This is a genomic window from Streptomyces sp. NA02950 (genome assembly GCF_013364155.1).
Taxonomy (GTDB): domain Bacteria; phylum Actinomycetota; class Actinomycetes; order Streptomycetales; family Streptomycetaceae; genus Streptomyces.
Map to the genome: position 1 here is coordinate 6,476,036 of NZ_CP054916.1, position 23,810 is coordinate 6,499,845.

Sequence of the window (23,810 nt, forward strand, 5' to 3'; positions counted from 1 at the left end):
GATGGCGCGCTGGACATGGATTCAACCCCTATGAGTTACGCGATTTTCACGATCTTGGGGAACTTTTGACCCTTCCTCGCACGTACGATTATCGGCCAACCAAGGGCCGTCACGGCCCGCAGCGGGTACTGGCAGCACGGGGAGACGTATGAGGCATTTTGGACACCTGCGGGATGAGGTACGGTCGAGCCTCTTCCACCGGGAGCCCGGTGAATTCACCGTGGACTCGCCCTCCCGGACCCTGGCGGTCGCCCTCGGTGCCACGCTCTACTCGCCCGCCACCCGGCCCCGGCTCGCCGAAGACATCGTCAAACAGGCAGGTCGGGGCGTGGTGTCCATGGTGCTGTGCCTGGAGGACTCCATCCATGACGCCGAAGTGGCCGAGGCGGAGGAGAACCTCGTGCGCCAATTCGGCACGCTCGCCGAACGCGGTCCGGACGCCGCGCTGCCCCTGCTGTTCATCCGGGTCCGCACCCCGGAACAGATCGTCGATCTCGTCCGGAGGCTTGGACCGACCGTCCGGCTGCTGTCCGGATTCGTACTGCCGAAGTTCACCGAGGAACGGGGCGTCTCCTTCCTCGAAGCGCTGATATCCGCCGAAAACGCCGAGACGCTGGCCGAATTGGGCGGACGGCGGCTGTTCGCGATGCCGGTCCTGGAATCCCCCGAGCTGATGCACCGGGAGACCCGCACCGACACCCTCAGCGGCATAGGCCGGATCGTCGACAAGTACCGGGAGCGGGTGCTGGCCCTGCGGCTCGGGGTCACCGATCTGTGCTCCGCGTACGGACTGCGCCGCGCGCCCGATATGACCGCCTACGACGTCCAGCTCGTCGCCTCCGTGATCGCGGACGTGGTGAACATGCTGGGCCGGGCCGACGGCACCGGCTTCACGGTCACCGGCCCGGTGTGGGAGTACTTCAAACAGCATGAGCGGATGTTCAAACCGCAGCTGCGGCACAGCCCCTTCAGCGGCAGCGCGGAGGCGCTGCGCACCGCGCTGATCGAGCACGACATGGACGGTCTGCTGCGCGAGATCGAGCTGGACCGGGCGAACGGCCTGCTGGGCAAGACCTGTATCCACCCCACCCATGTCGCCCCCGTGCACGTGCTCTCCGTCGTCAGCCACGAGGAGTTCAGCGACGCGGCGGACATCCTGGAGCCCGAGCGGTACGGCGGCGGGGTGCTGCGCTCCTCGTACACCAACAAGATGAACGAGGTGAAGCCGCACCGGGCCTGGGCGGAGCGCACCATGCTGCGCGCCGAGGTCTTCGGCGTCGCCCGGGAGGACGTGAGCTTCGTGGAACTGCTGTCGGCGAGCGTGGGGGCGGGCTGAACGACGGGCCGCGGCGGACGCGGCGGAAACGGCTGGGGCGGCGGGGACGCTGAAAGCCACGGGGGGCTGACGGGACAACCGAACGAGAACGATGAGAGAGACGAGGCGTACGGCGTGGTGTGGTCGGGACAGTGGGTCGCGGACCGGCTGGGGGTACGGCTGGACGGCGGCGAGGAGCTGACCGGACTGCTGGGGCTGGCGCTGCGGCGCAACCCCAAGCGCGCCCATCTGCTGGTGTCGAACGTGCTCGGCAAACATGTCCCGCAGCGGCCCGCGGCGGTCCACGGCGCGGGCGTACGGCTCGGCCACCGGGTCCGGGAGCTGCTGGGCGACGAGGCCGCGGCGCGCGCGGTGGTGCTCGGATACGCCGAGACGGCCACCGGTCTGGGCCACAGCGTCGCGGACGGCCTCGCCCTCGCGCCGTATCTGCACTCCACCCGTCGTCCGGTCGACGGCGTCGCGACCGTCGGCGGCTTCGAGGAGGAGCACAGCCACGCCACCTCCCATCTGCTGCTGCCGGAGGACCCGGAACTGCTGGCCGGTGACGGTCCGCTGGTCCTGGTGGACGACGAGTTCTCGACCGGTCGGACGGTGCTCAACACCATCGCCGCCCTGCACCGGCGCTTCCCCCGGGACCACTACGTGGTGGTCGCCCTGGTCGACATGCGTTCCGAGGGGGACCGCGCCCGGCTGGACGCGTTCACGGCCGAACTCGGCGCCCGGGTGGACCTGATCGCCGCGGCGACGGGCACGGTCCACCTGCCCGAGGGCGTCCTCGAACACGGGCAGCGGCTGGTGGCGGAGCACGAGCCCGCGCCCGAGCCCGGGGCCGGGACGGATGACCCGGACGCGCCCCCGTCCGCGCCCGCCGCCGTCCGGGTCGACCTGGGCTGGCCCGCGGGGCTGCCCGACGGCGGCCGCCACGGCTTCACCCCCGCCCACCGGGCCTGTCTGGAGGCGGCGCTCCCGGGCATGGCCGCCCGGATCGCCGAGGTGCTGCCGACACCGGGTGACGGCACCCGCCTCAGGGACACCCGGGTCCTCGTTCTCGGCTTCGAGGAGCTGATGTACGCACCGCTGCGGCTCGCCGAGGCGCTGGACCACGCCCTCGACGGGGCCGAGGTGCGGTACTCGACGACCACGCGGTCGCCCGTGCTCGCCGTCGACGACCCCGGCTACGCCATCCGCACCCGGATCGCGTTCCCCGCCCATGACGGCCCCGCCGACGGGCCCGGTCCGCGCTTCGCGTACAACGTGGCGCCCGGCGGCGACCCCGCGCGCCGCTTCGACGCGGTCGTCGCCGTCGTCGACTCGGCCGCCGACACCCCCGCGCTGCACGCCCCCGACGGGCTGTTGGCCCGGCTGGCGCCGCACACCGGCCGGGTGCTGCTGGCCGTGGTCCCGTCGCATGTGCCGACCGCACCGTCCGTACCGGTCGCGCCCGCTGAGCCTTCCGAGCCTGCTGAGCTTTCCTCCCCGACCCCCGTCACCCGCACCGAACGACAGGCCCCCCGTATGCACCGACCACCGCCCGAGCCGCTGCGCGGACCCGACTTCTCCTCCTACGCCCCCGACGAAGTCGGCTGGCTGCTCCAGGACTTCTCGCAGGTCACGCTGGAGGCCCCCACCGAGGAGCGCGAGGAGGCGATCCAGAGCGGCGGTGCGCACTACGCCGAGTCGCTGCCGCAGGAGTACCAGCCCAGCGAGGAGTACCAGGCGCTGTTCCGGGCCGCGCTGACCGCCTCGGCCGCCCGCATCGCACGCGCGGTCGGCGCCGTCACCGAGACCGTGCTCGCCGAGCTCCCCCTACGCCCCCGGCGTGGGAGGGGCCCCCGCCCGCGCCCCGTCCTGGTCTCACTCGCCCGTGCCGGAACCCCCGTCGGGGTGCTGATGCGCCGCTGGGCGCGGCATGCGCACGGGCTCGACCTCCCGCACTACGCGATCTCCATCGTGCGCGGCCGCGGTATCGACACGGCGGCGCTGCGCTGGCTGGCGGACCATCACGACCCGTCCGACATCGTCTTCGTCGACGGCTGGACCGGCAAGGGCGCGATCACCCGTGAACTGGCGGACGCCGTCGCCCCGTACCCGGACATCGATCCGCGGATCGCCGTCCTCGCCGACCCGGGCCGCTGTGTCGAGACCTACGGCACCCGGGACGACTTCCTCGTCCCCTCCGCCTGCCTCAACTCCACCGTCTCCGGGCTGATATCGCGCACCGTGCTCCGCGCCGACCTGGTCGGACCGGATGACTTCCACGGCGCGAAGTTCTACCGCGAACTGGCCGGATCCGATGTGTCCGGGCACTTCCTGGACACCGTCAGCGCCCATTTCGACGCGGTCGCCGAGGATGTCGCGGCCGACGTCAAGCGGCTCGCCGCCGCCGACCGCAGCCCGACCTGGGAGGGCTGGGCCGCCGTCGAGCGGATCAGCGAGGAGTACGGCATCCACGACGTCAACCTCGTCAAGCCGGGTGTCGGCGAGACCACCCGGGTGCTGCTGCGCCGTGTCCCGTGGAAGATCCTCGCCAAGCGCGGTGCCGGCGCGGACCTGGACCATGTGCGGCTGCTGGCCGAACAGCGCGGCGTACCGGTGGAGGAGACCGACGATCTGCCCTACACCTGCGTCGGGCTGATCCACCCCCGCTACACCCGCGGCGCCACCGGAGTGGACGGAAAAGCGGTCCACGTCACAGCCGATGACGGCGAGGTCGGCCACACTACGCCTGACAGCAACGTGGCTGAAAACAACATGTCGGACGAGATGGCCAAGAGAAGAACGGCGGCGGCACGATGAGCGTTGTGGTGGCGAGTGACCTCGACCGCACCCTGATCTATTCGGCGGCCGCGCTCGGCCTGGACATGCCGGACGCCGAGGCTCCGCGGCTGCTGTGCGTCGAGGTGTACGAGGGCCGTCCGCTGTCGTACATGACGGAGACCGCGGCCGGGCTGCTCGCCGAACTGGCCCGTACCTCCATCTTCGTGCCGACGACCACCCGCACCCCCGAGCAGTACCGCCGGGTCCGCCTCCCCGGCCCGCCGTCCCGCTTCGCGATCTGCGCCAACGGCGGCCATCTGCTGGTCAACGGCGAGTCCGACCCCGAGTGGCACGCCGGTGTGCGCACCAGGCTGGACGGCGAATGCGCCCCGCTCGCCGAGATCACCGCCCACCTCAGCGCCACCGCCGACCCCGCCTGGCTGCTCAAGGAGCGGGTGGCGGAGGACCTGTTCGCCTATCTCGTGGTCGAACGGGACCTGCTGCCCGAGGAGTACGCCAAGGAACTCGCGGAGTGGGCGGAGCCGCGCGGCTGGACCGTCTCCCTCCAGGGCCGCAAGCTCTACGCCGTGCCGAAACCGCTCACCAAGAGCGCGGCGGTGGCCGAGATCAAGCGCCGTGCCGGGGCGGACGAGGTGCTCGCCGCCGGGGATTCGCTGCTCGACACCGATCTGCTGCTGGCCGCCGACCGCGGCTGGCGCCCCGGCCACGGCGAACTGGCCGACGACGGCTGGACGGCACCGGAGGTGACCGCGCTCGAGGAGAAGGGCGTGGCGGCGGGCGAGGAGATCATCCGCGCCCTGTCCGAGCGCTCCTCGGTCACCTGGGCGCGGGCGCGCAGCGAGGTCATCCGCGCGGTTTCCCGCGGCCGGGGCTGATCCGCCAGGAACCGGGCGGGGCGTGGTCGCGCGGCCTCGCCGGCGGAACGCCCGCCCGGTTCCGAAGCGCATCGACGCGATCTTCGACAAGCTCGATCTCCCCGGCGGCTCGGGTTACAGTCGCCGAGTCCTGGCTGTCCCGCGCCACCTGGGCAGTTGAGCGAAGAAGCGAAGGGGGATCCGTGGCCGAGAGCAAGAGCACTCCGATCACGTCCGAGCTGTACGAGTACATGCTGCGGCACAACCCGCGACTCGACCCCGTGCAGCGTGAGCTCGTCGAGGTCACGCACGCCCGGCTCCCCGAGTACGCCGGGATGCAGTCGGCCGAGGAGCAGGGCCCGCTACTGGCGTTCCTGGTCCGGCTGACCGGCGCCCGCCACATCGTCGAGGTCGGCACCTTCACCGGTTTCTCCGCACTGGCCATGGCGCAGGCGCTGCCCGCCGACGGCAAGCTGATCGCGTGCGACGTCTCGGAGGAGTGGACCGCGTACGGGCGGGAGGCGTGGGCCAAGGCGGGTGTCGCCGACCGCATCGACCTGCGGATCGCGCCCGCGCTGGAGACGCTGAAGGCGATGCCCGCCGAACCGCATATCGACCTCGCCTACCTCGACGCGGACAAGGCGAGCTACATCGACTACTGGGAGGAGCTGGTGCCGCGGCTGAACCCCGGCGGGGTGATCGTCGCGGACAACGTCTTCTTCAACGGCGACGTCACCGACCCGGCGACCACGGGCCCGGGCGCCGCGATCCGGAAGTTCAACGATCATGTGGCCGCGGACGACCGGATGGAAGCGATCATGCTGACGGTCGCGGACGGGCTCACGCTGGCCCGTCGCCGCGGCTGAACCGGTCGCGCAGCCGCCGGGACCGTCGGCGGCGCGGGGGCGGTTCCTGGGTGTCCTGCCCTTCGCCCCTCCCCTCGTGCTGCCCCTCGGGGGAGGTCTTTCCGGGCTGGTCCAGCTTGCCCCACTTACCGGGCGGCCGGTCGGAGTGCGAACGGCCCTCGCTCTCGCCCTCGGGCTTGTCGGGCCGGTCCAGCTTGCCCCACTTACCGGGCGGCCGACCGGTCCCTCGCCCCTTCTCCTCCCCTGCCGCCTCCGCCCCCCCGCCACCGGTGCCCTCGACGGCACGGTGGCGGGTGACGGCGGCCGCACGGGCCCGGTCCTCGCGTTCCGCCAGATCGGGGTGGCGGGCCCGCCAGTACGGATTGTCGTGCGGCAGCTTGCTGCTCACCCGCCCGTACATGCCGAACCACATCAGCATCAGCCCGACCACAAAGCTGAACAGCACGTTCTGGAGGCGGAACGCCAGGAAGTTGACGTCGGTCTCCAGCAGGGCGAGATTGACGAACCCGCTCAGCAGGAAGAGGACCCCGAGCACGATATTGAGCGTCGAGGCGAAATTGCCGCCGATGACCATGCCGATGAACAGCAGCAGCCCGATGGCGATGGACAGCACGCTCAGCGCGCCGTTGGTGTTGAGACCGGCGACCGTGTTGTCACCGGTGGCAAAGAACCCGATCTTGTTGACCAGGCCGAGGATGCCGAAGGCGACCAGGACCAGCCCGGTGAGCCCGGCCCCGGCGCGGTAGACCCTGCTCAGCCGGTGATCGACGGGCAGATGTTCGTCGAGAGTGGTGTGGCCACCGATCCGCTCGGGGAAATGCCGTGCGATTCCCGCGGGGTGCGCACCGATGGGGGAGGGGCGGCCCGTAGCCATCTCCGGCCTCCTTCGCTTCGCCGGACCTCGGCATCGCCGTCGAGGCCGTACCCGCGGGGCCGTACCGCACCCACGCGGGTACGCAGGTACCTCCCAGCATCCGCCCCCCGCCGGATCCCCTCAACCTCAGCCGCAGCACCCGCCCCCGCAGCATCCGCCGCCGCCCTGTGGCCGGGGCGGCGCGGCGGCGGAGGCACCGGAGGCGGTGCCGGTGACGGCCACGGTCGACAGCAGCTTCACGGTGTCGTCGTGCCCCTCGGGGCAGGACGCGGGCGCGGTGGACTCGGCCATCGGCCGGTTCAGCTCGAAGGCGGTGCCGCAGGAGCGGCATCGGTACTCGTAGCGAGGCATGACAGGAGCATAGCCAGCGAAGGCCAGGTCAGGGCGGTGAACCAGATCCGCCGGGGACACGCAGCCCAGTGATTCAGCGCCCGCCGGCCCCGCCCCCGCGCTCGTCGCGGATCTCCTGCACCACCCGGGCGGCCGTCTGCCGTACGGCCTCGGTCTCGGACAGGAAGTGCCACCAGTCGGGATGCCGCCCCTCCAGCCCCGCGACGGCCCGCCCCAGCCGTCCCACCGCGTCGTCCAGCGGGCGCGCATGGCGCGGGTCGGGGGTGCTGCGGCCGGCCATGGCCAGCCGCTGGGCGTCGCGGATGGCGAAGCGGGTGCGGTCGACCTCCTTCTGGTGGTCGAACGACACCTCGTCCAGCCGCCGCAGCCGGTCCCCGGCGGCGGAGACGGCCTCGTCGGTGGTGTTCAGCAGGGCCCGTACGGTGGCGAGCAGCGCGGTGGCGTCCGGCCAGCGCTGCTCCTCCCGGGCCGTCTGCGCCTCCTTGAGCTTCGCCTCGGCCAGGGCGACATCCCGCCCGGCCTGCGCGGGGACGGGCTGGAGGTCCTGCCAGCAGGCGGCGCTGTAGCGGCGGCGCAGCTCGCTGAGGACCGGCTCGACCCCGCCGGCCCGGGTGGTGATCGCCTGGGCCCGGGTCCGCAGGGACACCAGCCGCCGGTCGATCTCGGCGGCCCGCTCCGGCAGCCGCTCGGCCTCGCCGCGCACGGCCTCCGCCTTGCGCAGCACATCGTCGGCGCGCCGGATGGTGTCCTGCACACCGTGCTGCCCGGCGCCCTGGTTGAGCTTGGTCAGCTCGGGCGAGAGGGCGGCCAGCCGCGCCGCGAGATCGTCCGCGCGCAGCCCGGAGGCCCGTACGGTGTCCAGCGCGTTGGTGGCGGCGAGCAGCGCCTGCCGCGCCCGCTCCACGGCGGGCGCCAGCCGCGCGAGCTGCGTCTCCGCCTGCCGCAACAGCGGCCCGAGCCCCTGCTCGAACCGGTCGAGATCGGCCTTGGTGCGCAGCAGCTCGTCCTTGGCCCGGGTCAGATCCCTCCGCGCCCGGGTGGCGGTGGCCCCGTCGAGATCGTCCCGGTCGAGATCATGGGCGTCGACGGCGGTGATGTAGTCATGGCTGACCTGGTCGATCCGCTGTCCGAGCGCGGCGAAGTCGGCGGCGGCCCGGCGCGCGGCGGGGGAGTCGTCCACGGCGGTGATCGTCTCTATCGAGATCCGCAGATCGCGCTGGGCGGTGTCCAGCTCGTAGAACGCGGCCGCCGCCGCGTCCTTCGCCGCCTGGGCCTCGGCCCGCTGACTCTCCCCACGCCCCCCGAACCAACGCCGCCCGCCCCCGCCACCAGGTGTCGCCGCCACTTGCCTCTCCCAATGGATCGCCCGTGGGATCGCCATGGATCGCCCGTAGGCCCGGATGTCATTCTCCCACCCGTCACTGACGTGCACAGCGGTCGGGCGGTTCGCCTCCGGCGGGTCGAGTGCGAAACCGGGATTGCTGCCCCGGCCCGCGGACACTGTAGGCTGACCTCTCGCTCTGGGGCGCATAGCTCAGCGGTAGAGCGCTGCCCTTACAAGGCAGATGTCGGCGGTTCGAACCCGTCTGCGCCCACAGTGAATGACAGCAGCTGAAAGCCTGTATCGACCCCTCAACTCGATTGAATTGAGGGGCCATTAGCGTTCGGATGCCACATAGATGCCACATCCCCAGCGGATCACTCAAATGCAACGGGGTGTAACTCTAGGCAACAGGGGTACCCGGTCCATAGGGTCAGACCGCACGACTCTGATGGACGGCGCTGCTCTCCATCCAGCGCCATCGACTCCTGCCTCAGTAGGCCCGTGGTTATCGCCTGGGGAGGTGTGCGCCACGGGAGAGCGCCTTGTAATCCTTGAGCCTTGCCGATCCGTGCATTGTCCAATTAGGTGACGATGGATGGCGTCAGCGTCTACCAGCACGTACGTGTTCCGTGCGGCAGGAGATCGGTGGTTGGCGAACGTGTACGCGATCAGCGCGATCGGCATCGCCGCGCACAGGGCGAAGCGGCGCCCGTGATTACCGGGATAGCCGCAGCGCCCACCCAGTGGGCGCTTGCCCGTCGTCACACCGCTCCAGGCCCGGCGCATAGCTCTCGGGAGCTGGGCGCCCTGCCGCCTCCCAGTCGCTGAGCCACCCGCGCAGGACTGCAAGAGAAGGAGAGCCGGGCCGGTCACCCAGGATCATACCGTCCTGTTGGATGACCGCCGCCGTCGTCCGGGTCGAGTGCCCGAGCGCCCACAGGTCCGGGTTCAGCCCTGCCATCGTCAGATACGGATTGCCTGCCGCGGCAAGGAAGGTCCGCCACGACGGCCAGTCGACCTTGGCGCCGCCGTACGGCTCGGTATGCGCGTTCTTCAGTAGCCGGTGCAGAGTGGTGCGGGCGCCTGAGTTTCGCCAGTCATCCTTCCCGCGCCACGCGATGGAGATCCAGGAGGGAACCGGGATGCGGTTTTCCCAGTCGACCCACCTGCCAGGTAGGTCGAGGTCGCCTTTCGGCGCGGTGGTCGCCTCGATGTAGCCGCCCGTGAACACGGCCTCCACGAGGGGTTGCTTGTCACGGATGCGGATCTTGGCGACCACGGTCATGTTGGGCACAGGCGCGATCGGCAGCGGAGCGACGATAAGGCCACCGTCGACTACCTGCTCCACCCACGCCTGGGGCAGCAACGGCGGGGTGCACCACGCCACCATCCGGTCGTACGGGGCTCGCTCGGGGAACCCGGTGGTGCCGTCCGCGACGTGGCAACGCACGTTGTCGATTCCACGCTCGTGGTGGATGAGGTTGGCCCAGCGCACGAGGTACTCGTCGATGTCGAGGCTGACGACAGACCCGTGGGAGCCGACGAGCCGTGCGAGCAAGGCGCCGGAGTAGCCGGACCCGGTGCCGATCTCGGCGACGCTCATGCCCGACTGGACGTCGAGAGTGGTCAGCTCGCGGTGGATCACCTTGGGGTTGGAGCGGTGTGGGGTGGCGCCGCGGCCTTCGTGGTGGGTGTAGTGGCGTTCGGGGACGAGCTCGGCGAAGTCGGCGACGGCGGTCACTGTTCACTCCTTCGAGGTGATGGGGCACTCGTTTGCGATAACTGCGCCTGGCGGGGGAAGGACACGCGCCGGCGACTCCGGGTGGGTCAGATCGTCAGGGCAGTGTGGTGGTGCCACCCTGCGGCGGTGTACTCGCCGACCGGCCCGTGGCCGGGCAGATCGGCCCACGCGTGGTATTCGACCGGCGGTGGGGAGAACCGCACGCCCAGGCACCAGTTCAGACGACGGCCGAGCAGGGCGGCCGCCAGGACCGCGCCGAGCGAGGTTTCCATGCACGCGGCTCGTCCCGGCCACAGGCGGGCGGTGTGCCGTACGGCGCCGATCAGGGCCTCGGCCCGGGCCGCATCGAGGTCGCGTCGGTCGAGGCGGCGGGCAAGACGGGCGGCGTGGACGGTGTGTCGGAAGGGCAGCTTGAGCAGTACCAGGGCGAGCACGAGCCCGGCCGCGGCGGCCAGCCGCTCGCCCAAGGTGCCGGAACGGGTGGTGGAGTATGCCTCCATGCTGGTCACGAGTGGCACCTCCACCAGCGCCGCCGGGACGGCGCCTCGCCGGAATTGGCGAGTTTGTTCTTGGCCAGTGTGTCCGCGACCGTGTGGACGTCGGCGGCCGCCTGCTCACCGGGGATCCGGTACCGCTCGGCGAAGCGGTCGGCAGCTTCCTCCTCGGTGGTGGAGGCGAGCAGGAGCATCACCGCGGCCGACGCGGTCGGCGTCAGGCAGGTCCAGCGGCCGCTGTGCTCGTCCAGAATGGCGCCGCCTTCGTCGGTGAGCACCGCATGAGCGCCCTCACGCAGCTGCCACATGGCTGTCCACCTCCCACCATGAGGTGGATGTGGTGGTCTCCAGCTGGCGCAGCCAGACCTCGGCGCTGACCGCCAGATGCAGGGCGCCCTGAGCGGTCGGCTGGCCCGCGGCGGCGCGTTGCAGCATGCGCTCTACGGGAGGCTGGGTGATCAGTCCGGCGGCGGAGAGGCGGGAGGAGGGGCCGAGCAGGCGGGCGAGGACCGGCGCGTGCTGGGTGAGTCCTGCGTAGGCGAGCGCGTTGAAGCCGCCCTTGGTCGAGCGGGAAAGGACGAAGTCGGGCAGGAGGCCGGTGTGCGTGAATGCCTCGCCCAGCAGCGGCTTGTATCGGCCAGGTGCGCCGCGCTGGTCGGCGGGGACTGCCAGGCAGGCTCGGATGACTTCGTTGTCCAGGAAGGGGGCGGCGATCTCCACGCCGTGTCCGGCGCGGGCGAGTTCGCATAAGCCGCTGGTGTCTGCCCCGACCCGCGCGAGGTCCTGCCGGTCCGTCCAGGCAGCCAGATGCCGAGGCTCCTCGACGAGTTCGCCAGTGGCCGTGTCGAGGGCTTCCGCGAGTTGGTGGCGCATCTCGGGGCTCATCCAGTCAGCGGTGGCCAGCAGGGGTGTCCAGGCGACGGGACGTTCGGCCTGCGGTACCCATTCGCGGGGAGCGTGGCGCAGTTCGGTGGCGGTGTGCCGCCAGGCATCGGCCAGGCCGGTGCGCGAGGCCGGGCGGGCGCGTCGCAGTACGGTCAGCGGGGAGATGTGCCGCAGCCGGGCGTGGGCGTGTGCGTGCGCGAGGGCCCGGCGGTGCTGGCGGTCGCGCAGCAGGTCGGACAGGTAGGAGGAAGGCGCGGACAGCACGGCGTCCCCGGCCGCTCCGGTGAGGTGGACGCCCGCCGGTTGGTGTTCGGTGACCGTTTCCAGCACGGCCCGCTTGATGCCGGCTGTGACCGTGTATGCGTTGGGCGCGTCGGTCAGAGGCAGCGCGGATAGGTCGTCCAAGCCGCTGTAGTACACCGTCTCTTCGCGGCCGGGCACCGTGTGATGGGTGAGTTCCGGTACAGCCGCAGCAGTGCGTACCGCATACTCGAGGTCGTCATCCCTCAGTCGGGCATCGGCGAAAGTGACTGCGGTGACGGGCCCGCGCCGGGCAGCGAGGCAAGCCAGCGTTGTGGAGTCCAGCCCGGCCAGGTCCGCGCTCACCGCTCGTGTGCCATCCAGACGCGTATCGACCGCCTCGCTCAGCGCTGCCCGTACCCGCGGGGCGGCGTTTGGAAGGCTCATGGGCTGGTAGTTGACCGGCTCGTAGCGGACGGTGTTCGCCCCATCGGGGCTGATCAGTAGCAGGTGGCCGGTCGGGACGCGACTCACTGCACGGAAGAGGCTCCGCTGCCCCAAGACGTCCGGCTGGGCCAGGGCCAGGTGAGCGGCGAGAGCCGTCGGATCGAACGGTGCCCCATCGAGTGCGGCCAGCGCCCCGGCCGAGGTCGACCACCACGTTCCTGCGCCCTCTGTCCGCCAGTACACCGGGTGCTGGCCGGCCAGATCGCCGATGACCGCCAGGCATTCGCCGCTACGCGCGATCGTGAGGTAGGAGCCAGGCCAGCAGGTCAGCGCCGCCCAGTCTCTCGCCCGCACGGCCGTCAGCGCCTGGTGCAGCTGCTGACCGTCGGCCCCGCAGTCACCGATGACTGCCAGTGCCAGCGCGCCGGAGCCTGCTGACCGGACTTGGTTGGTGGGCCAGTCAACGGTCCACGCTGCGTCCAAGCCCGGTACGGGCTTTCTGTTCCTCGGTAGCCGGTCGTGTCGGCTCGCTCCGCACCATCCTGTGCTCCACCGCATCAGCAGCCCGCTCTCGTCGCTATCGCTCTTGGTGGTCGAAACGGAACGGGCGCCGGGCTGCGAACGGCCGTGCCCCAACACGGTCCTCCTCGACGCCCCGGGCCCGTTCAAGTCCGGAGCCTGGGGCCGGGCCACGGCGCACACCGCCCGGCCCCAGGCAGCCGATGGATCAGGCGTTCTTGTACTGGGTGTCGTCGGCGGTGTCGAAGTTGTTCGTGCCCAGCGTCACCCGGACGACATCACCGGCGTCCAGGACGACCGGAGCGGTGTACACGGGAGCGGTCATCTGTGTGTTCATGATTCCTACCTCCATGGTGTTCCGTCCCTCGCGCCCGGGAGTGAGCGCGCTGTGGACGTCGTGCCTGGCCACGCGGCCGGGGCCGGGAGAGTCGCATTTCCCCGACCGCCTGGCCCTGACAACCAGTCAACCCAGGTCGGGATGTCGGCGGTACGGTGTCGGGCAGTGCAAGCGGTATATCGGGTATACGGGGCAGGTACTCATGACCAAGGGCACGCCGAATCACCAGCTGAGGAACCTGGTCGCCGAGTCTGGGCTGACGTACGAGGCCCTGGCCAAGGAGGTGCGCGCCGTAGCCGCCGAGTGTGGGACGGCGTTACGGACCAACAAGTCCACCATCGAGCATTGGATCAGTGGTGTCGTCCCCGCAGGCGATACCGGCCGCTATCTCGCCGTGGCACTCTCCCGCCAGCTCGGCCGCCTGCTGACCCTTCACGATCTGGGCATTGCGCCACACGAAGAGGAGGACGACAGCCTGGGACTGTCCCTCAACAAGGATCCACTGGACACCCTGCTGCCAATGTGGAGGCACGAATTGGACCGGCGCCGCTTCCTCACCACGTCCGCCTACTCGGTCGCCGCCGCCAGCCTCCCACTGTCGTACGTACAAGAGATCGCCGCCCGCACCGCCGCTGCCCGCACCGGTCAGACCATAGGCATGGCGGAAGTGGCTGCGGTCCGCGACATGGTGCGCCTCTTCTCCGAGATGGACGAACGCCACGGCGGACAGCACGGACGCAGTGCCCTGGTGCAATACCTGCGCGACGACGTCGCCCCTCTGTGCCGAGGCCGTTTCCGAACCGACGAGATCCGCCGGCACATGCTTTCTGCCGCCAGCCGCGGCGTGCACCTGCTCGGCTGGAAGTCCTACGACGCAGGACAGCAGGGCCTGGCTCAGCGCTATTACTTGCAGTCCTACGTTCTCGCCGTCGAGTCCGGTGTTCCCGGCCACGACGGGTTCGTGATGCGCACGATGGCCATGCAAGGGCTCAAGCTGCACCGGCCCGAACACTGCCTCGGCCTGGCCGAGACCGGGCTGAACCGCGCCAAGGGCAAGGTCGACGTGCAGACAGAAGCGCTCTTCCGCGTCGTGCACGCCCACACCCTGGCCAAGTCCAGGCAGAAGCAGGCGGCCGTTGGTGAGGCCGAGCGGGCGCGTACTCTCCTGGCCGCTGACTGCGGGGACGAGGTGCCGTTCTGGGCTCTTGCCTGGGGTCCGCCTGCTGCGTCGGTCTACTCGCGCAATGCCAAGGTCTACGAGACGTTGGGCGACCGGAAGGCGGCAGCGGAGCAGTACGCGCGGGCCGCAGCATCTCGTCCAGTTACCTATGCGCGGATCGTCGCCCTCGACCTGGTGGCGAGCGCCGAGATGCAGCTCAAGGGCGGCAGCATCGAGCAGGCGTGTGCCACCTGGAACCGGGCGATGGACCATATGAACGGTGTGCGGTCCGTCCGCACCCGCAAGGCGGTGAAGCGGATGCGTAGTGATCTTGCTCGTTTTCGGGCCCGCGGAGTGCGGTATGCCGCTGAGCTGGATGAGCGGGCTGTCGAGTTCCTAGCCGCTACCTGATCGCCATCCGATTGAGGGTCTGATCAGCGGCCTATGACCCGGCCGTGGAAATCCCTGACGACTCATCGAACTCCAGACAGCGGCCGACGCCGAGCACGGCAAGCTCACTGGACTCGACGGGCACCCCAAGCCGGCAACGCGATGTCCGATATCCGCCGGCCCCGCGTTCCGGTGACCGCGAGGCTTGGGGCGTGGCTGACTCCTCACAAACACTCATCGAGCGATTCCTGCTGTCCGGGGCCGAGTTCGAACAAAGACTGCGAGCGGTGCGGTCCGCTCAGTGGACATGGCCGACGCCGTGTACGGAGTGGAATGTCCGGCAGTTGGTGAATCATGTGGTCCGCGGAAATCTCAACTACGTCGGGCTTCTGGACGGCGGAACAGGCGCGGAATTTCTGCGTTCACGGGACGCCGATGCTCTCGGCACGGATGCAGTCGGCGCTTACGTCCGTTCCCTCCAGTTGTGCGCTGAGGCCTTCGCCGCTCCGGGCGCTCTGAACAGGGTGCTCGACTACCCCTTGGGCAAGCTCACCGGCGAGCGGGCGTTGGGGGTCAAGCTGACTGATATCACCATGCACACCTGGGATCTCGCCCGCGCGGTCGGTGCCGATGAGCATCTTCATTCGGGGCTGGTTGCCTGGATCAGCGACCATCTCGACGAGATCTATGCCGGTCTGCCCGAGACTCCCGCCGACGTCAATACAAGCCACCGGTTCTTCGCCGCACCCGGAGCTGCGCCCGCAGCTCATGAGTCCGTACAGGATCGGCTGTTGCGCCGGATGGGGAGGACGCCCGGAGCGATCGCTGAGCGCGGATGAGCGCCATGTGAAACCCTTGGACCTGTCGCGGGGCGGCTCACTACGGTGAGCGGATGTGTTTCTACGCCATGACCATCTACAAGCTGCACTACGCGTGTCTGTCATGTCGTGTCAGCTTCAAGCAGCTCCCGGGCCCGGTGGGCACGAACCGGCCCTGCCCGAACTGCGCCCGGCCGCTGGTGTGCGCGGGCCATGACTTCGCGCCGCCGCGGAGGCGTGACGTCCGGGATGGTCGGTGGTCGCCGAGGTCCTGGGCGAGGGGCTGCGCTACGAGGGGTTCTCGGGGTGCGGGTGCGGCAAGGAGCCGAAGCCGCGGCCCCGCACCCGCGCCGAACTGCGGAGGTTGCGGACCCTCGCGTCCCGGTCCGGAGTGTCCTTGTCCGAGCTGCTGTCCCGCGAGGATCCGTGGACGGCGCCGGGGGCGTGAGCGGGCCACGCTCGACGGGCTCCGCGCACGCCGGATCCGTCAACTCGGCGCGCTCTAGGCCATGCGGGTGAATTCTGCCCTTCCTGCTATGCCGCGGCCCGGAGCGGTGGGTCAATCGTGGCTATCCGCGCGAGGGGGTCGCCCAGCTCTCCACGGCCACGGTCGGACATCCATGTCGATCCCGGGTGACCCACCCGCTCACCATGCGTATGAGCGGTAGCGATGGGCCCCCGCGCCCATCAGCGGGAGGTCTCCTATGCGCCGTATGCTGTTCCGCCCGCCCGACCGACACCACACGGGCGTTCTGGCGTCGGCGCGTCGCCAAGATCTTCCCCAATCACCTCTTCACCTGGTGCCTGGTCGTGACCGCCCTGATCATCACCAGCACGGCGGCCACCACGAGCGCTTCCGGGATCGCGGCCAACCTCTCCAACCTGTTCCTGGTCAACACCTGGATTCCCAGCGAGCGCTTCGTACTGGCAGGAAATCCGCCATCCTGGTCACTGGCCGCGGAGATGTTCTTCTATCTCCTCTTCCCTTCGCTCCTACCCCTGATCAATCGACTGTCGCGACGCGGCCTTCTCCTGGGCGCCGGCACAGCCATCGCCCTCACCTGGGCATGGCCGGTGATCTGCGCATGCGTTGTCGGTCCTGACGGCACGGAGTTCTTCAGCTTCTGGTCCGTGTATCTGCTGCCCCTCGCGCGCCTGCCGGAATTCGTCCTCGGCATGGTGACGGCTCGTATCGCCATCACCGGAATCCGGCTGCCCCGGATCGGCGCCTTCCCGGCGGGGATGAGCGTCATCGGCATCATCGTCTTCGGCAGCGAATACCTGCCGCAAACCTGCACTTATGCCGCTGCGACCGTGGTCCCGATCGTCCTGCTCGTGCACGCGACCGCGGAGCTGGACCGACGTGGCAAGGCGTCCCTGCTGCGCACATCACCCGCTGTTTTCCTGGGTGAGATCTCGTACGCCATGTATCTCGTCCACGGCATGGCTCTGGCGATGGTGGTCCTGCCCCTCAGAGACCAGGAATGGAACGGCATCGCGATATTCCCCATCGCTCTTCCGCTGGTCGTGCTGGCCTCATGGTCGCTGTACCGGGGTGTCGAGAGCCCCTGCATGCGACGCTTCTCCACACCTCGTGCCCGCACGGCGGCAATGCCATGAGCCCATGACGCCAGGTCAGTGCTGGTCGGCTGGCCGGAGCACGACGGGCGCTCACAGCCCTTTCCGCATGAGAACGCACATCGTCTCGTGTCGCCGGACCGAACCGTCAGGCCCCTCCTCGTCCCAGGCGTCGGGCGCGCGACCGTACGCGGTATAGCCCAGCCGCTCGTACAGGGTCCGGGCCCGCGGATTGTCCTCCTCCACACCGAGTTCGGCCCTGCGCAGACCACGGGCCCTGATCCGCCGCTCGGCGGCCCGGATCAACAGCGTTCCCAGCCCCTGCGACTGGAGCGCCGGGAGCACGGCGAGCTGCCAGAGCGTTCCGGCCCCCTCGGAGGCCTGATAGTCCACACCACCGATGGCGACCGGCAGATCCGCCGGGGTGCAGACCGCCAGATAGTCCACCTCGCCGACGGCGGCCCGCGCCAACTCCCTTTCCACACGGCGTAGATGTGTGGGTGAGCCGGACCAGGTGCAGGCGGGCAGATCCCGATGCCGGAGGTCGCGTACGCTGACCGGCATCACGAGGGTGGCGTTCGCGGATGTGTCCGTAGTGATCACGGTCATGAAGGATGCCGATCCGCGCCGTGGCGCGGCAACGGATTTCTCCTGTCCGGGGCGGCCAGGAGCTGTGCGGCCACGGTCTACCTCCTGGGTACGGGCCTTCTGGAGGACTTCGTCGGCTGCCTGGGCCAGGGCCTGGTGCGGCGGCTGGGCGTCGGCCGGATACCGGTCGGGGGCGAGGGGCATCCGCCGGTAGCTGGGGCGGTCGGCAGTCCACGAGCCGGGTGGCACGCCGAGGCGCGTCGTCTCGTCTGCGAGTGCGGTGAGCACGGAGACCCTGCCCGAACGCACCAGCCGCGGGCGGTATCGATCCCGATCAGCCAGTACGGTTCGGTCGAAGGGGGGACGCGCCCCGGCGCTTGGGTGCACAATGCCTGCGTGGTCATCGATTACCGCAAGCGCCCCCGAATCGACTACCGCAAGCCACCCAAGCCGACTCCCACGGACGCCGCCCCGACCGGCGCCTCCGCCGCCGGGGTCAGTCTGGAGAAGGTTGCCGCCCGGGCTCCCGGGCTGGTCAGCCTCTACAAGGCGGCCGCGGTGTCCCTGGCCAAGCACCGGGTCGGCGGGCAGCGCGCCGCCGTGTATCTGGTGCTGGACCGGTCCGGGAGCATGCGGCCCTCCTACCGCGACGGTTCCGTGCAGCACTTGGCGGAGCAGACGCTCGCCCTTGCCGCCAACCTCGATGACGACGGGGTGGTGCCGGTGGTGTTCTTCTCCACGGACATCGACGGCACCGCGGAGATCAGCCTCGACGACTACCGGGACCGGATCAATCCGCTGCACGACGCGATGGGGCACATGGGGCGCACCAACTATCACATCGCCATGCAGGCCGTGATCGACCACTACCAGGCATCGGGAGCCGACGACCCGGCGTTCGTCGTCTTCCAGACCGACGGCTCCCCGACGTCCAAGACCGCCGCGGAGCATGTGCTGTGCACGGCCGCGCGGTTGCCGATCTTCTGGCAGTTCATCGGCTTCGGTTCCGACGAGTTCCGCTTCCTGCGGAAGCTGGACGAGCTGCCGGTGCCGGACAGGCGCCTGGTCGACAACGCCGGGTTCTTCGCCGCCGGGCCGTCCCCGAAGTCGCTGTCCGACGAAAGCCTTTACGACCAGTTGCTCCAGGAGTTCCCGCAGTGGCTGACCGCCGCCCGGGCCGCCGGTGTGGTGAATGATCTTTCCCGCACCCGCCCCCGCTGAGCAAGGACCGGCGGCTGACCGTGGTCTCATGTGCCGGATGGATCCGATGCCTCGGTGCGGTCGGTGCCCTTGAGCTGCCCGTATTTCGCGCGGATGGTCTCTGGGGCGGTGACAAGGACGTTGCCGATCTGGTTGAGTGCGGCTGTCCGGGCCTTGACGGCCGAGCGGGCGGCGTTGTGCAAGGCGCGTATCCCCCCGACCGTGTCGTCCTTGGGAGCGCTGCCGGCTCGTCCGGACAGGGCGGCGCGGGCGGCGGCGTAGGCGTCGATCGGGTCGGACTTGCCGGTGCGGCGGCGTTCGGCCTTGTCGGGACGGTTGACCTCGACGACCTGGTGCCCGTTGGGAGTGGGCGGCCCGGGTGAAGCCGGCCCCGTAGGAGGAGGTGCCTTCCACACCGATCGCGATCACATGACCATATGCGGTCAGAAAGGCCAGGGCCGCCGCGTATCCGGCGGCGGCGGTGGTGGCGAATTCGGCGTCCGCGAGGTGGCCGCCGTTGTCGCTGATGACAGCGACGTGGATGGTGTCGGCGTGGGAGTCGACCCCACCGGACACGTCCTGGTCCGCGGTGTCCTCCGCGACCTCTGATGTCATGCTGACGGCACCTTCCAACCGGAGGTGGGCACCGGCCGGGTGGCGCAGACAGGACATTGAAGGGGCTTCTGGTCAAGCTCCTATCAGGTCATGTTCCGCCCGGCCGGAGCCATGAGAACAGGTTCCGGCGGCCGGACAGAACAACGCGAAGACAGCCCAGCAGGGCGTCAGTCAGTGCCCGAGCCACGGCCACCGGAACCTGAGTATCAGCATCAATGTCAGTGCCGGGCTCTACGGTGGGTCCTGTCCTTATTCACGCTTGCTGGGCTGCATGCGACTCGGACACAGCGGGGGCCGGACCCAACAGCGCGGGTCCGGCCTTCGGTGTGCCCCCTCGGTGTCGGTCAGGGCGCGACCGCGGTCAGCGCGCGGCTCCGCTCAGGGCATGGCCCGCAGATCCGGTCCGAGGCCGGTCCAGCGCAGCTCCGACGACAGATGCGCCATGTCGTTCCAGAAGACCACGGAGGGCGGGCGGCCCGGCGGCGGCCAGCGGATGAACGTCAGCGCCGCGTTGCCGTGGTTCAGTCCCAGCCAGCGCCAGTTGGGGGCGTCGAGCACCTCCCGGACCAGCCAGCCGATGAGGACGTTGTGGGTCACCAGCAGCTCGTGGCGGTCCTCGGGACCGTCCACCGGGCCGGTGAACCGCTCCACCGCCTGCCGGGCCGGCAGCGGGCCGCGCTCCCGCTCCCCCGCCGGGAACCGGTGGACGAACTCGAGCAGGAAGTCCGCCGGGTCGGCGGGGGGTTCATGCCGCTCGGGGTGTGCGGGACGTGGTCCCCGGCCGGTTCGCAGACATGCGCGGGCACGCCGTCGAGCTGGTCGCCGATCAGCCGTGCGGTCTGGGCGGCACGGGGCAGTGGACCGTGGTGGATCGCCGACAGGGGCACGCCCCGGAGCCGCTTGCCGAGCAGGACGGCCTGGCGGCGGCCCACGCCCGTCAGCTCGTGCTCGTCCGCGGTGGCCTCGCCGTGCCGGGTCAGATAGAGGTAGCGGGTGGCTGTCGTGGCGGTCATGGTTCCTGTCGTTCTCTTGGCGCGCGGTGTCCCGGTTGCCGCCGGGGGGTGTGGTGATGGGGGCGGATGCGGTCGGGTCGGGGCGCGCTCGCTCGGGCCGCGCCGTGGCGTACGCCGCTGCCGGGTGCGTTCGTTCGCGTACACCCCTGCCGCGTACGCCCCCGTCGCGCGCTGTGTTCGGTACGCCCTGTCAGACGGCGCCGCCCCCGCCCGGGCTCCCCGGGCCCCGCCCGCACTAGCCCCGTCCGTCCGGAGGTTCCTCGTCGTCCCGCTGCGACGGCCACGGCCGCAGCGTCTCGTCCGGCGTCAGCCGGACCACCACCTCCGCCAGCTCCGCGCACACCCGCTCGATCTGCCGCCGGGTGTTGTTCCGTTCGGCGATGATCGCCGACAGCAGCAGGGCGGTCAGTGCGGTGGTGCCGTTGAACGCCTGGAGCGTCACCATCTGGGTCAGCAGGGAGTTGCCCGAGAACGGACCGATGTCCTCCGCCGTCGCGTTGATCGCGAGCACGGAGACGATGAACGAGCACGGCGCGGCGCCCGCCAACTGGAAGCGCAGCGCCGCCCAGATCAGAAACGGGAAGACGAGGAAGAGCAGGCTCGCGATGCTCCGGGTGGCGACAAGCGTGACGGCCGCCGTGCCCAGCAGCAGGACCGCAGCCTCCAGCCATCGGTAGAGGTGGATCTCGCGCGGCACCCGCGCCCCGCGCAGGGCGAGCAGCAGCGGAGTGATCACCAGGACCCCCATCGCGTCGCCCGTCCACCACACCGACCAGGCCGGCCAGAAGCCGCCGGACGGCAGCGCGCCCGCCAGGACGAGTACGGCGGTCCCGACGGTGGCACTGATCAGCATCCCGAGCAGCGCACCGAGGAACACCAGGGCCAGCGCGTCCCGGAGCCGGTTCAGGGAGATGCGGAATCCCGCGCGCTTCAGGAGGAGGAAGGAGCAGAGCGGGGCGAGGGTGTTGCCCGCGACGATCGCGACGACGGCGAGCGGCGACGGCCCGATCGGGGCGTTGACCGCGAGCGCACCGAGCGCGACCCCCGGCCAGATGCCGGGGCCGAGCAGCAGCAGACAGGCGAGCGCGATCCCGGTCGGTGGCCACAGCGGGGTGACCTGGCCCCGCACCAGCTCCTGCAACAGTCCGATCCTGGCGCCCGCGTAGTAGAGGGCGGCCACGGCCGCGATCCGCAGGACCATGGCACCGTATCGCCGGATCGTCCCGTCATCGCGCGCCACAGCCGTCATCTGACTACGCCTCTGCCCGCGCGGTACGGCTGACACGCAGGCGGGGCCGGGGAGCCCGCCCGTACGGGGGAACGGCGCGGCGGGCCGTGCCGCAGGGCCGGTGCCCATGACCCGTCACCGCGCCCGTCAAGGCCGTATTGACACCCTAATCCGGGAGTTCTAGCGTCCTGTCCACAGCGGTGCGGACCATTCAACCTGCCTATACCGTGGACCAGTTGGGCCGCAATATGTCTGGTGAACGCGCTCGCCGCCAGATCGCACGTCCCGCCGTGACCGATCGGTTCGTCAAAATCAAGCAAGAATGTGGCGAACCTCGTGAACCATCCCTAAGCTCCCCCGACACATGCAACACATCATGTCCACGATGTGGACGTCCTCCACATCAACGGGCACGCATATGCGCATCGGGCTTGCCCCCTTCCGCGGGAGACGTCACCGTTGTCCCCCACGGGTATGCGCCGCGCGCCCGTACCCGACTGGGACCGGAGGTGCCATGGGGCCCATCGTTCCACCGTATGAGACCGTCGGGGACGGTCCGCACCATGTCATGGCGGTGCACGGCTGGTTCTCGGACCGGGCCGCGTACACGGCCATGCTGCCGCACGTCGACCGGAGGGCCTTCACCTACGTCCTGCCGGATCTGCGCGGTTACGGGGAGGCGCGAGACATCTCCGGCGCGTTCACCACCGGTGAGGCGGGGCGGGATCTGCTCGCGCTCGCCGACCATCTCGGCTGGGACCGGTTCTCGCTCATCGGACACTCGATGGGCGGCGCCGTCGTCCAGCGAGTGGTGGCCGCGGCCCCGCACCGTGTCCGACGGCTGATCGGGGTGGCGCCGGTGCCCGCGAGCGGGGTGCCCATGGAGGGCGAGCAGTGGGAACTGTTCGCGTCCGCCGCCGAGCGTCCGGAGAACCGGCGGGTGATCATCGACCTGACCACCGGCAATCGCCATCCGGCCGCGTGGCTGGACCTGATGGTGCGGCATTCGGTGAAGTACAGCGATGCCAAGGCGTTCCGGGCGTGGCTGGACTCCTGGGCCCTGGAGGACTTCCACGAGGAGGTCAGCGGGGCCGAGGTACCGGTCCGGGTGGTGGTCGGGGCGCACGACCCGGCGCTGACGGCCGACGTCATGCGGCAGACCTGGCTGCGCTGGTACACCAACGCCGAGTTGGTCGAGCTGCCGTGCGCCGGGCACTACCCGGCCGATGAGACCCCGCTGGAACTGGTCCGGGCCGTGGAGGACTTCATCGCCGCCGACGGGTAGGGGGCGCGGTGGCGCCGGGCGTGGTCGACGGCGGGGCCGCGGCGGCGTCCGGGGCGGGTGACAGCGAGGTGGACGACGCGGTGGCCCCGGAGGACGAGGCGGACGACGAAGACGACGGCGAGGCGGGGAAGGAAGGCGAGGGGCTGGGGGTGCCGCGCTTCTTGGAGCGGTGCTTCGCCTCGCTCTCCTGGTACTTCGCCTCGCTCTTCCGGTACTTGGGCAGCAGATCGTTCATGATCTTGTCCACGTAGCCGCGCGTCTCGTGGATCTTCGGCACGCCCCCTGCCCTGATCACCGCGCTCGGCCCCGCGTTGTACGCGGCCAGCGCCAGCCGGGTCGACCCCAGCCGGGTCGAGCCGCCGGGGACCTCCTCGACCACGGTGTACAGATGGCACAGGTAGCGCGCCTGCGAGGGGATGGCGTCCCGGGGCTCCCAGACATCGGCCTTGCCGTCGCCGTTGCCGTCCCGCCCCCACTCCTTCCAGGTGTCCGGGGCGAACTGCGAAATGCCCTGGGCCTGCCCGGAGTCGGCGTCCGCCCGCCAGCCGCTCTCCGCGTCGATCTGCGCGGCCAGCAGCGGAACGCTCAGCGGGGAGCAGAGGCGCGCCGCGACCTCCACCACCGGGCGCCGGGCCTCCGGAATCACCGGCAACCCGGGCTTCGAGGGCGCGGTGAGCTGCCGCACGACGAGGACGGCGGCGACGACCAGGGCGAGGCCGGCCAGGAACGCCGCGACCAGCCCGGCGGTGCGGCTCAGCATGCCGGGCCCGGCAGGAAGGGGGTACGCATGGGGGGACGGTAGCCGGAATCCGGGGCCGAGTCGTAATCGCCCACCGACACGGGCCCGGTGCGGCCGCGGACCGGTGCGGCACGCCCGGTCACGGCCTCGG

22 protein-coding genes, 1 tRNA gene and 3 pseudogenes are annotated in these 23,810 nt (G+C 70.4%); 13 read left to right on the forward strand and 13 right to left on the reverse strand.

Going from position 1 to position 23,810, the window contains the following annotated elements:
• Positions 1 to 148 precede the first annotated feature (148 nt).
• From HUT19_RS28410 to HUT19_RS28425, 5 genes and pseudogenes are all read left to right on the forward strand, one after another.
• Positions 149 to 1,336, forward strand: a complete 1,188-nt coding sequence (locus HUT19_RS28410; RefSeq protein WP_176183174.1) for an HpcH/HpaI aldolase/citrate lyase family protein — start codon at positions 149 to 151, stop codon at positions 1,334 to 1,336.
• 117 nt (positions 1,337 to 1,453) lie between these two features.
• On the forward strand, positions 1,454 to 4,132 hold the full coding sequence (locus tag HUT19_RS28415) for a phosphoribosyltransferase (RefSeq protein WP_176187402.1): 2,679 nt from the start codon (positions 1,454 to 1,456) through the stop codon (positions 4,130 to 4,132).
• Positions 4,129 to 4,989 (forward strand): HAD family hydrolase, encoded by an 861-nt coding sequence (locus HUT19_RS28420; protein ID WP_176183175.1) that lies wholly within the window; start codon positions 4,129 to 4,131, stop codon positions 4,987 to 4,989. The genes HUT19_RS28415 and HUT19_RS28420 overlap by 4 nt, the downstream gene beginning before the upstream one ends.
• A gap of 73 nt (positions 4,990 to 5,062) precedes the next feature.
• Positions 5,063 to 5,149 (forward strand): annotated as a pseudogene (locus tag HUT19_RS43285) (DNA-binding response regulator); the annotation flags it as partial.
• A 70-nt stretch (positions 5,150 to 5,219) separates the two neighbouring features.
• Positions 5,220 to 5,834 (forward strand): O-methyltransferase, encoded by a 615-nt coding sequence (locus tag HUT19_RS28425; RefSeq protein WP_176187404.1) that lies wholly within the window; start codon positions 5,220 to 5,222, stop codon positions 5,832 to 5,834.
• Between the two features lie 319 nt (positions 5,835 to 6,153).
• On the opposite strand, the pseudogene HUT19_RS43290 reads toward HUT19_RS28425, so the two are convergent.
• The 3 genes and pseudogenes from HUT19_RS43290 to HUT19_RS28440 all read right to left on the reverse strand — a co-directional run.
• Positions 6,154 to 6,708 (reverse strand): annotated as a pseudogene (locus HUT19_RS43290) (DUF4383 domain-containing protein); the annotation flags it as partial.
• 126 nt (positions 6,709 to 6,834) lie between these two features.
• Positions 6,835 to 7,059 (reverse strand): zinc ribbon domain-containing protein, encoded by a 225-nt coding sequence (locus HUT19_RS28435; RefSeq protein WP_176183177.1) that lies wholly within the window; start codon positions 7,057 to 7,059, stop codon positions 6,835 to 6,837.
• Positions 7,060 to 7,132: 73 nt separating this feature from the next.
• Positions 7,133 to 8,404 (reverse strand): hypothetical protein, encoded by a 1,272-nt coding sequence (locus HUT19_RS28440; protein WP_254885835.1) that lies wholly within the window; start codon positions 8,402 to 8,404, stop codon positions 7,133 to 7,135.
• A 178-nt stretch (positions 8,405 to 8,582) separates the two neighbouring features.
• On the opposite strand from HUT19_RS28440, the gene HUT19_RS28445 reads away from it, so the two are divergent.
• Positions 8,583 to 8,654 (forward strand) — tRNA-Val (locus tag HUT19_RS28445).
• A 444-nt stretch (positions 8,655 to 9,098) separates the two neighbouring features.
• On the opposite strand, the gene HUT19_RS28450 is transcribed toward HUT19_RS28445, so the two are convergent.
• The 5 genes from HUT19_RS28450 to HUT19_RS28470 all read right to left on the reverse strand — a co-directional run bounded on the left by HUT19_RS28450 (position 9,099) and on the right by HUT19_RS28470 (position 13,046).
• The gene (locus HUT19_RS28450; RefSeq protein ID WP_176183179.1) at positions 9,099 to 10,124 is read right to left on the reverse strand and encodes a protein-L-isoaspartate O-methyltransferase; all 1,026 of its coding nucleotides are present in this window, start codon (positions 10,122 to 10,124) and stop codon (positions 9,099 to 9,101) included.
• An 86-nt stretch (positions 10,125 to 10,210) separates the two neighbouring features.
• Positions 10,211 to 10,624 (reverse strand): lasso peptide biosynthesis B2 protein, encoded by a 414-nt coding sequence (locus HUT19_RS28455; protein ID WP_176187406.1) that lies wholly within the window; start codon positions 10,622 to 10,624, stop codon positions 10,211 to 10,213.
• Between the two features lie 5 nt (positions 10,625 to 10,629).
• Positions 10,630 to 10,926 (reverse strand): PqqD family protein, encoded by a 297-nt coding sequence (locus tag HUT19_RS28460; RefSeq protein WP_176183180.1) that lies wholly within the window; start codon positions 10,924 to 10,926, stop codon positions 10,630 to 10,632.
• The gene (locus HUT19_RS28465) at positions 10,910 to 12,748 is read right to left on the reverse strand and encodes an albusnodin/ikarugamycin family macrolactam cyclase (protein WP_303332614.1); all 1,839 of its coding nucleotides are present in this window, start codon (positions 12,746 to 12,748) and stop codon (positions 10,910 to 10,912) included. Before HUT19_RS28465 ends, HUT19_RS28460 begins: the two co-directional genes overlap by 17 nt.
• A 169-nt stretch (positions 12,749 to 12,917) precedes the next feature.
• Complete coding sequence (locus HUT19_RS28470; protein ID WP_176183182.1) at positions 12,918 to 13,046, reverse strand: lasso RiPP family leader peptide-containing protein; 129 nt, start codon at positions 13,044 to 13,046, stop codon at positions 12,918 to 12,920.
• Between the two features lie 202 nt (positions 13,047 to 13,248).
• On the opposite strand from HUT19_RS28470, the gene HUT19_RS28475 reads away from it, so the two are divergent.
• The 4 genes from HUT19_RS28475 (at position 13,249) to HUT19_RS28490 (ending at position 17,033) form a co-directional block, all read left to right on the forward strand.
• Positions 13,249 to 14,616, forward strand: a complete 1,368-nt coding sequence (locus HUT19_RS28475) for a hypothetical protein (RefSeq protein WP_176183183.1) — start codon at positions 13,249 to 13,251, stop codon at positions 14,614 to 14,616.
• Between the two features lie 191 nt (positions 14,617 to 14,807).
• Positions 14,808 to 15,434: a TIGR03086 family metal-binding protein gene (locus tag HUT19_RS28480; RefSeq protein WP_254885837.1), complete on the forward strand. Its 627-nt coding sequence runs from the start codon at positions 14,808 to 14,810 to the stop codon at positions 15,432 to 15,434.
• Between the two features lie 235 nt (positions 15,435 to 15,669).
• Positions 15,670 to 15,861 (forward strand): hypothetical protein, encoded by a 192-nt coding sequence (locus tag HUT19_RS43295; protein WP_254885838.1) that lies wholly within the window; start codon positions 15,670 to 15,672, stop codon positions 15,859 to 15,861.
• Between the two features lie 209 nt (positions 15,862 to 16,070).
• The gene (locus HUT19_RS28490; RefSeq protein WP_254885839.1) at positions 16,071 to 17,033 is read left to right on the forward strand and encodes an acyltransferase; all 963 of its coding nucleotides are present in this window, start codon (positions 16,071 to 16,073) and stop codon (positions 17,031 to 17,033) included.
• A 51-nt stretch (positions 17,034 to 17,084) separates the two neighbouring features.
• Here HUT19_RS28490 and HUT19_RS28495 read toward each other — a convergent pair whose 3' ends face one another.
• On the reverse strand, positions 17,085 to 17,600 hold the full coding sequence (locus HUT19_RS28495) for an N-acetyltransferase (RefSeq protein WP_176187412.1): 516 nt from the start codon (positions 17,598 to 17,600) through the stop codon (positions 17,085 to 17,087).
• Between the two features lie 480 nt (positions 17,601 to 18,080).
• On the opposite strand from HUT19_RS28495, the gene HUT19_RS28500 reads away from it, so the two are divergent.
• Entirely contained in the window at positions 18,081 to 18,800 is a 720-nt protein-coding gene (locus HUT19_RS28500; protein ID WP_254886236.1) for a VWA domain-containing protein, read from the forward strand.
• A gap of 26 nt (positions 18,801 to 18,826) precedes the next feature.
• Here the strand turns inward: HUT19_RS28500 and HUT19_RS28505 are convergent, their stop codons facing one another.
• Complete coding sequence (locus HUT19_RS28505) at positions 18,827 to 19,195, reverse strand: transposase (RefSeq protein WP_176183185.1); 369 nt, start codon at positions 19,193 to 19,195, stop codon at positions 18,827 to 18,829.
• 13 nt (positions 19,196 to 19,208) lie between these two features.
• Here HUT19_RS28505 and HUT19_RS28510 point away from each other — a divergent pair, with 13 nt between their 5' ends.
• A complete protein-coding gene (locus HUT19_RS28510; protein ID WP_176183186.1) occupies positions 19,209 to 19,388 on the forward strand; it encodes a hypothetical protein in 180 nt (59 codons plus the stop codon).
• A 384-nt stretch (positions 19,389 to 19,772) separates the two neighbouring features.
• Here HUT19_RS28510 and HUT19_RS28515 read toward each other — a convergent pair.
• Both HUT19_RS28515 and HUT19_RS28520 read right to left on the reverse strand, forming a co-directional pair.
• Positions 19,773 to 20,407: pseudogene (locus HUT19_RS28515) on the reverse strand (histidine phosphatase family protein).
• A gap of 235 nt (positions 20,408 to 20,642) precedes the next feature.
• A complete protein-coding gene (locus HUT19_RS28520; protein WP_176183187.1) occupies positions 20,643 to 21,656 on the reverse strand; it encodes an MASE1 domain-containing protein in 1,014 nt (337 codons plus the stop codon).
• A gap of 493 nt (positions 21,657 to 22,149) precedes the next feature.
• Between HUT19_RS28520 and HUT19_RS28525 the strand changes: the two genes are divergently transcribed.
• Positions 22,150 to 22,920: an alpha/beta fold hydrolase gene (locus HUT19_RS28525; RefSeq protein ID WP_176183188.1), complete on the forward strand. Its 771-nt coding sequence runs from the start codon at positions 22,150 to 22,152 to the stop codon at positions 22,918 to 22,920.
• Here the strand turns inward: HUT19_RS28525 and HUT19_RS28530 are convergent.
• The gene (locus HUT19_RS28530; protein ID WP_176183189.1) at positions 22,901 to 23,680 is read right to left on the reverse strand and encodes a lytic transglycosylase domain-containing protein; all 780 of its coding nucleotides are present in this window, start codon (positions 23,678 to 23,680) and stop codon (positions 22,901 to 22,903) included. The genes HUT19_RS28525 and HUT19_RS28530 overlap by 20 nt on opposite strands.
• Between the last annotated feature and the right edge of the window lie 130 nt (positions 23,681 to 23,810).

What these genes read in the sequence shown, in the direction of transcription:
- HUT19_RS28530 (WP_176183189.1), bottom strand. Translation starts at nt 23,680, where the DNA reads ATGCTGAGCCGCACCGCCGGGCTGGTCGCGGCGTTCCTGGCCGGCCTC.
- HUT19_RS28475 (WP_176183183.1), top strand. Translation starts at nt 13,249, where the DNA reads ATGACCAAGGGCACGCCGAATCACCAGCTGAGGAACCTGGTCGCCGAG.
- HUT19_RS28465 (WP_303332614.1), bottom strand. Translation starts at nt 12,748, where the DNA reads ATGCGGTGGAGCACAGGATGGTGCGGAGCGAGCCGACACGACCGGCTA.
- HUT19_RS28525 (WP_176183188.1), top strand. Translation starts at nt 22,150, where the DNA reads ATGGGGCCCATCGTTCCACCGTATGAGACCGTCGGGGACGGTCCGCAC.
- HUT19_RS28495 (WP_176187412.1), bottom strand. Translation starts at nt 17,600, where the DNA reads ATGACCGTGATCACTACGGACACATCCGCGAACGCCACCCTCGTGATG.
- HUT19_RS28410 (WP_176183174.1), top strand. Translation starts at nt 149, where the DNA reads ATGAGGCATTTTGGACACCTGCGGGATGAGGTACGGTCGAGCCTCTTC.
- HUT19_RS28520 (WP_176183187.1), bottom strand. Translation starts at nt 21,656, where the DNA reads ATGACGGCTGTGGCGCGCGATGACGGGACGATCCGGCGATACGGTGCC.
- HUT19_RS28455 (WP_176187406.1), bottom strand. Translation starts at nt 10,624, where the DNA reads ATGGAGGCATACTCCACCACCCGTTCCGGCACCTTGGGCGAGCGGCTG.
- HUT19_RS28460 (WP_176183180.1), bottom strand. Translation starts at nt 10,926, where the DNA reads ATGTGGCAGCTGCGTGAGGGCGCTCATGCGGTGCTCACCGACGAAGGC.
- HUT19_RS28490 (WP_254885839.1), top strand. Translation starts at nt 16,071, where the DNA reads ATGAGCGGTAGCGATGGGCCCCCGCGCCCATCAGCGGGAGGTCTCCTA.
- HUT19_RS28425 (WP_176187404.1), top strand. Translation starts at nt 5,220, where the DNA reads ATGCTGCGGCACAACCCGCGACTCGACCCCGTGCAGCGTGAGCTCGTC.
- HUT19_RS28470 (WP_176183182.1), bottom strand. Translation starts at nt 13,046, where the DNA reads ATGAACACACAGATGACCGCTCCCGTGTACACCGCTCCGGTCGTCCTG.
- HUT19_RS28510 (WP_176183186.1), top strand. Translation starts at nt 19,209, where the DNA reads ATGACCATATGCGGTCAGAAAGGCCAGGGCCGCCGCGTATCCGGCGGC.
- HUT19_RS28435 (WP_176183177.1), bottom strand. Translation starts at nt 7,059, where the DNA reads ATGCCTCGCTACGAGTACCGATGCCGCTCCTGCGGCACCGCCTTCGAG.
- HUT19_RS28420 (WP_176183175.1), top strand. Translation starts at nt 4,129, where the DNA reads ATGAGCGTTGTGGTGGCGAGTGACCTCGACCGCACCCTGATCTATTCG.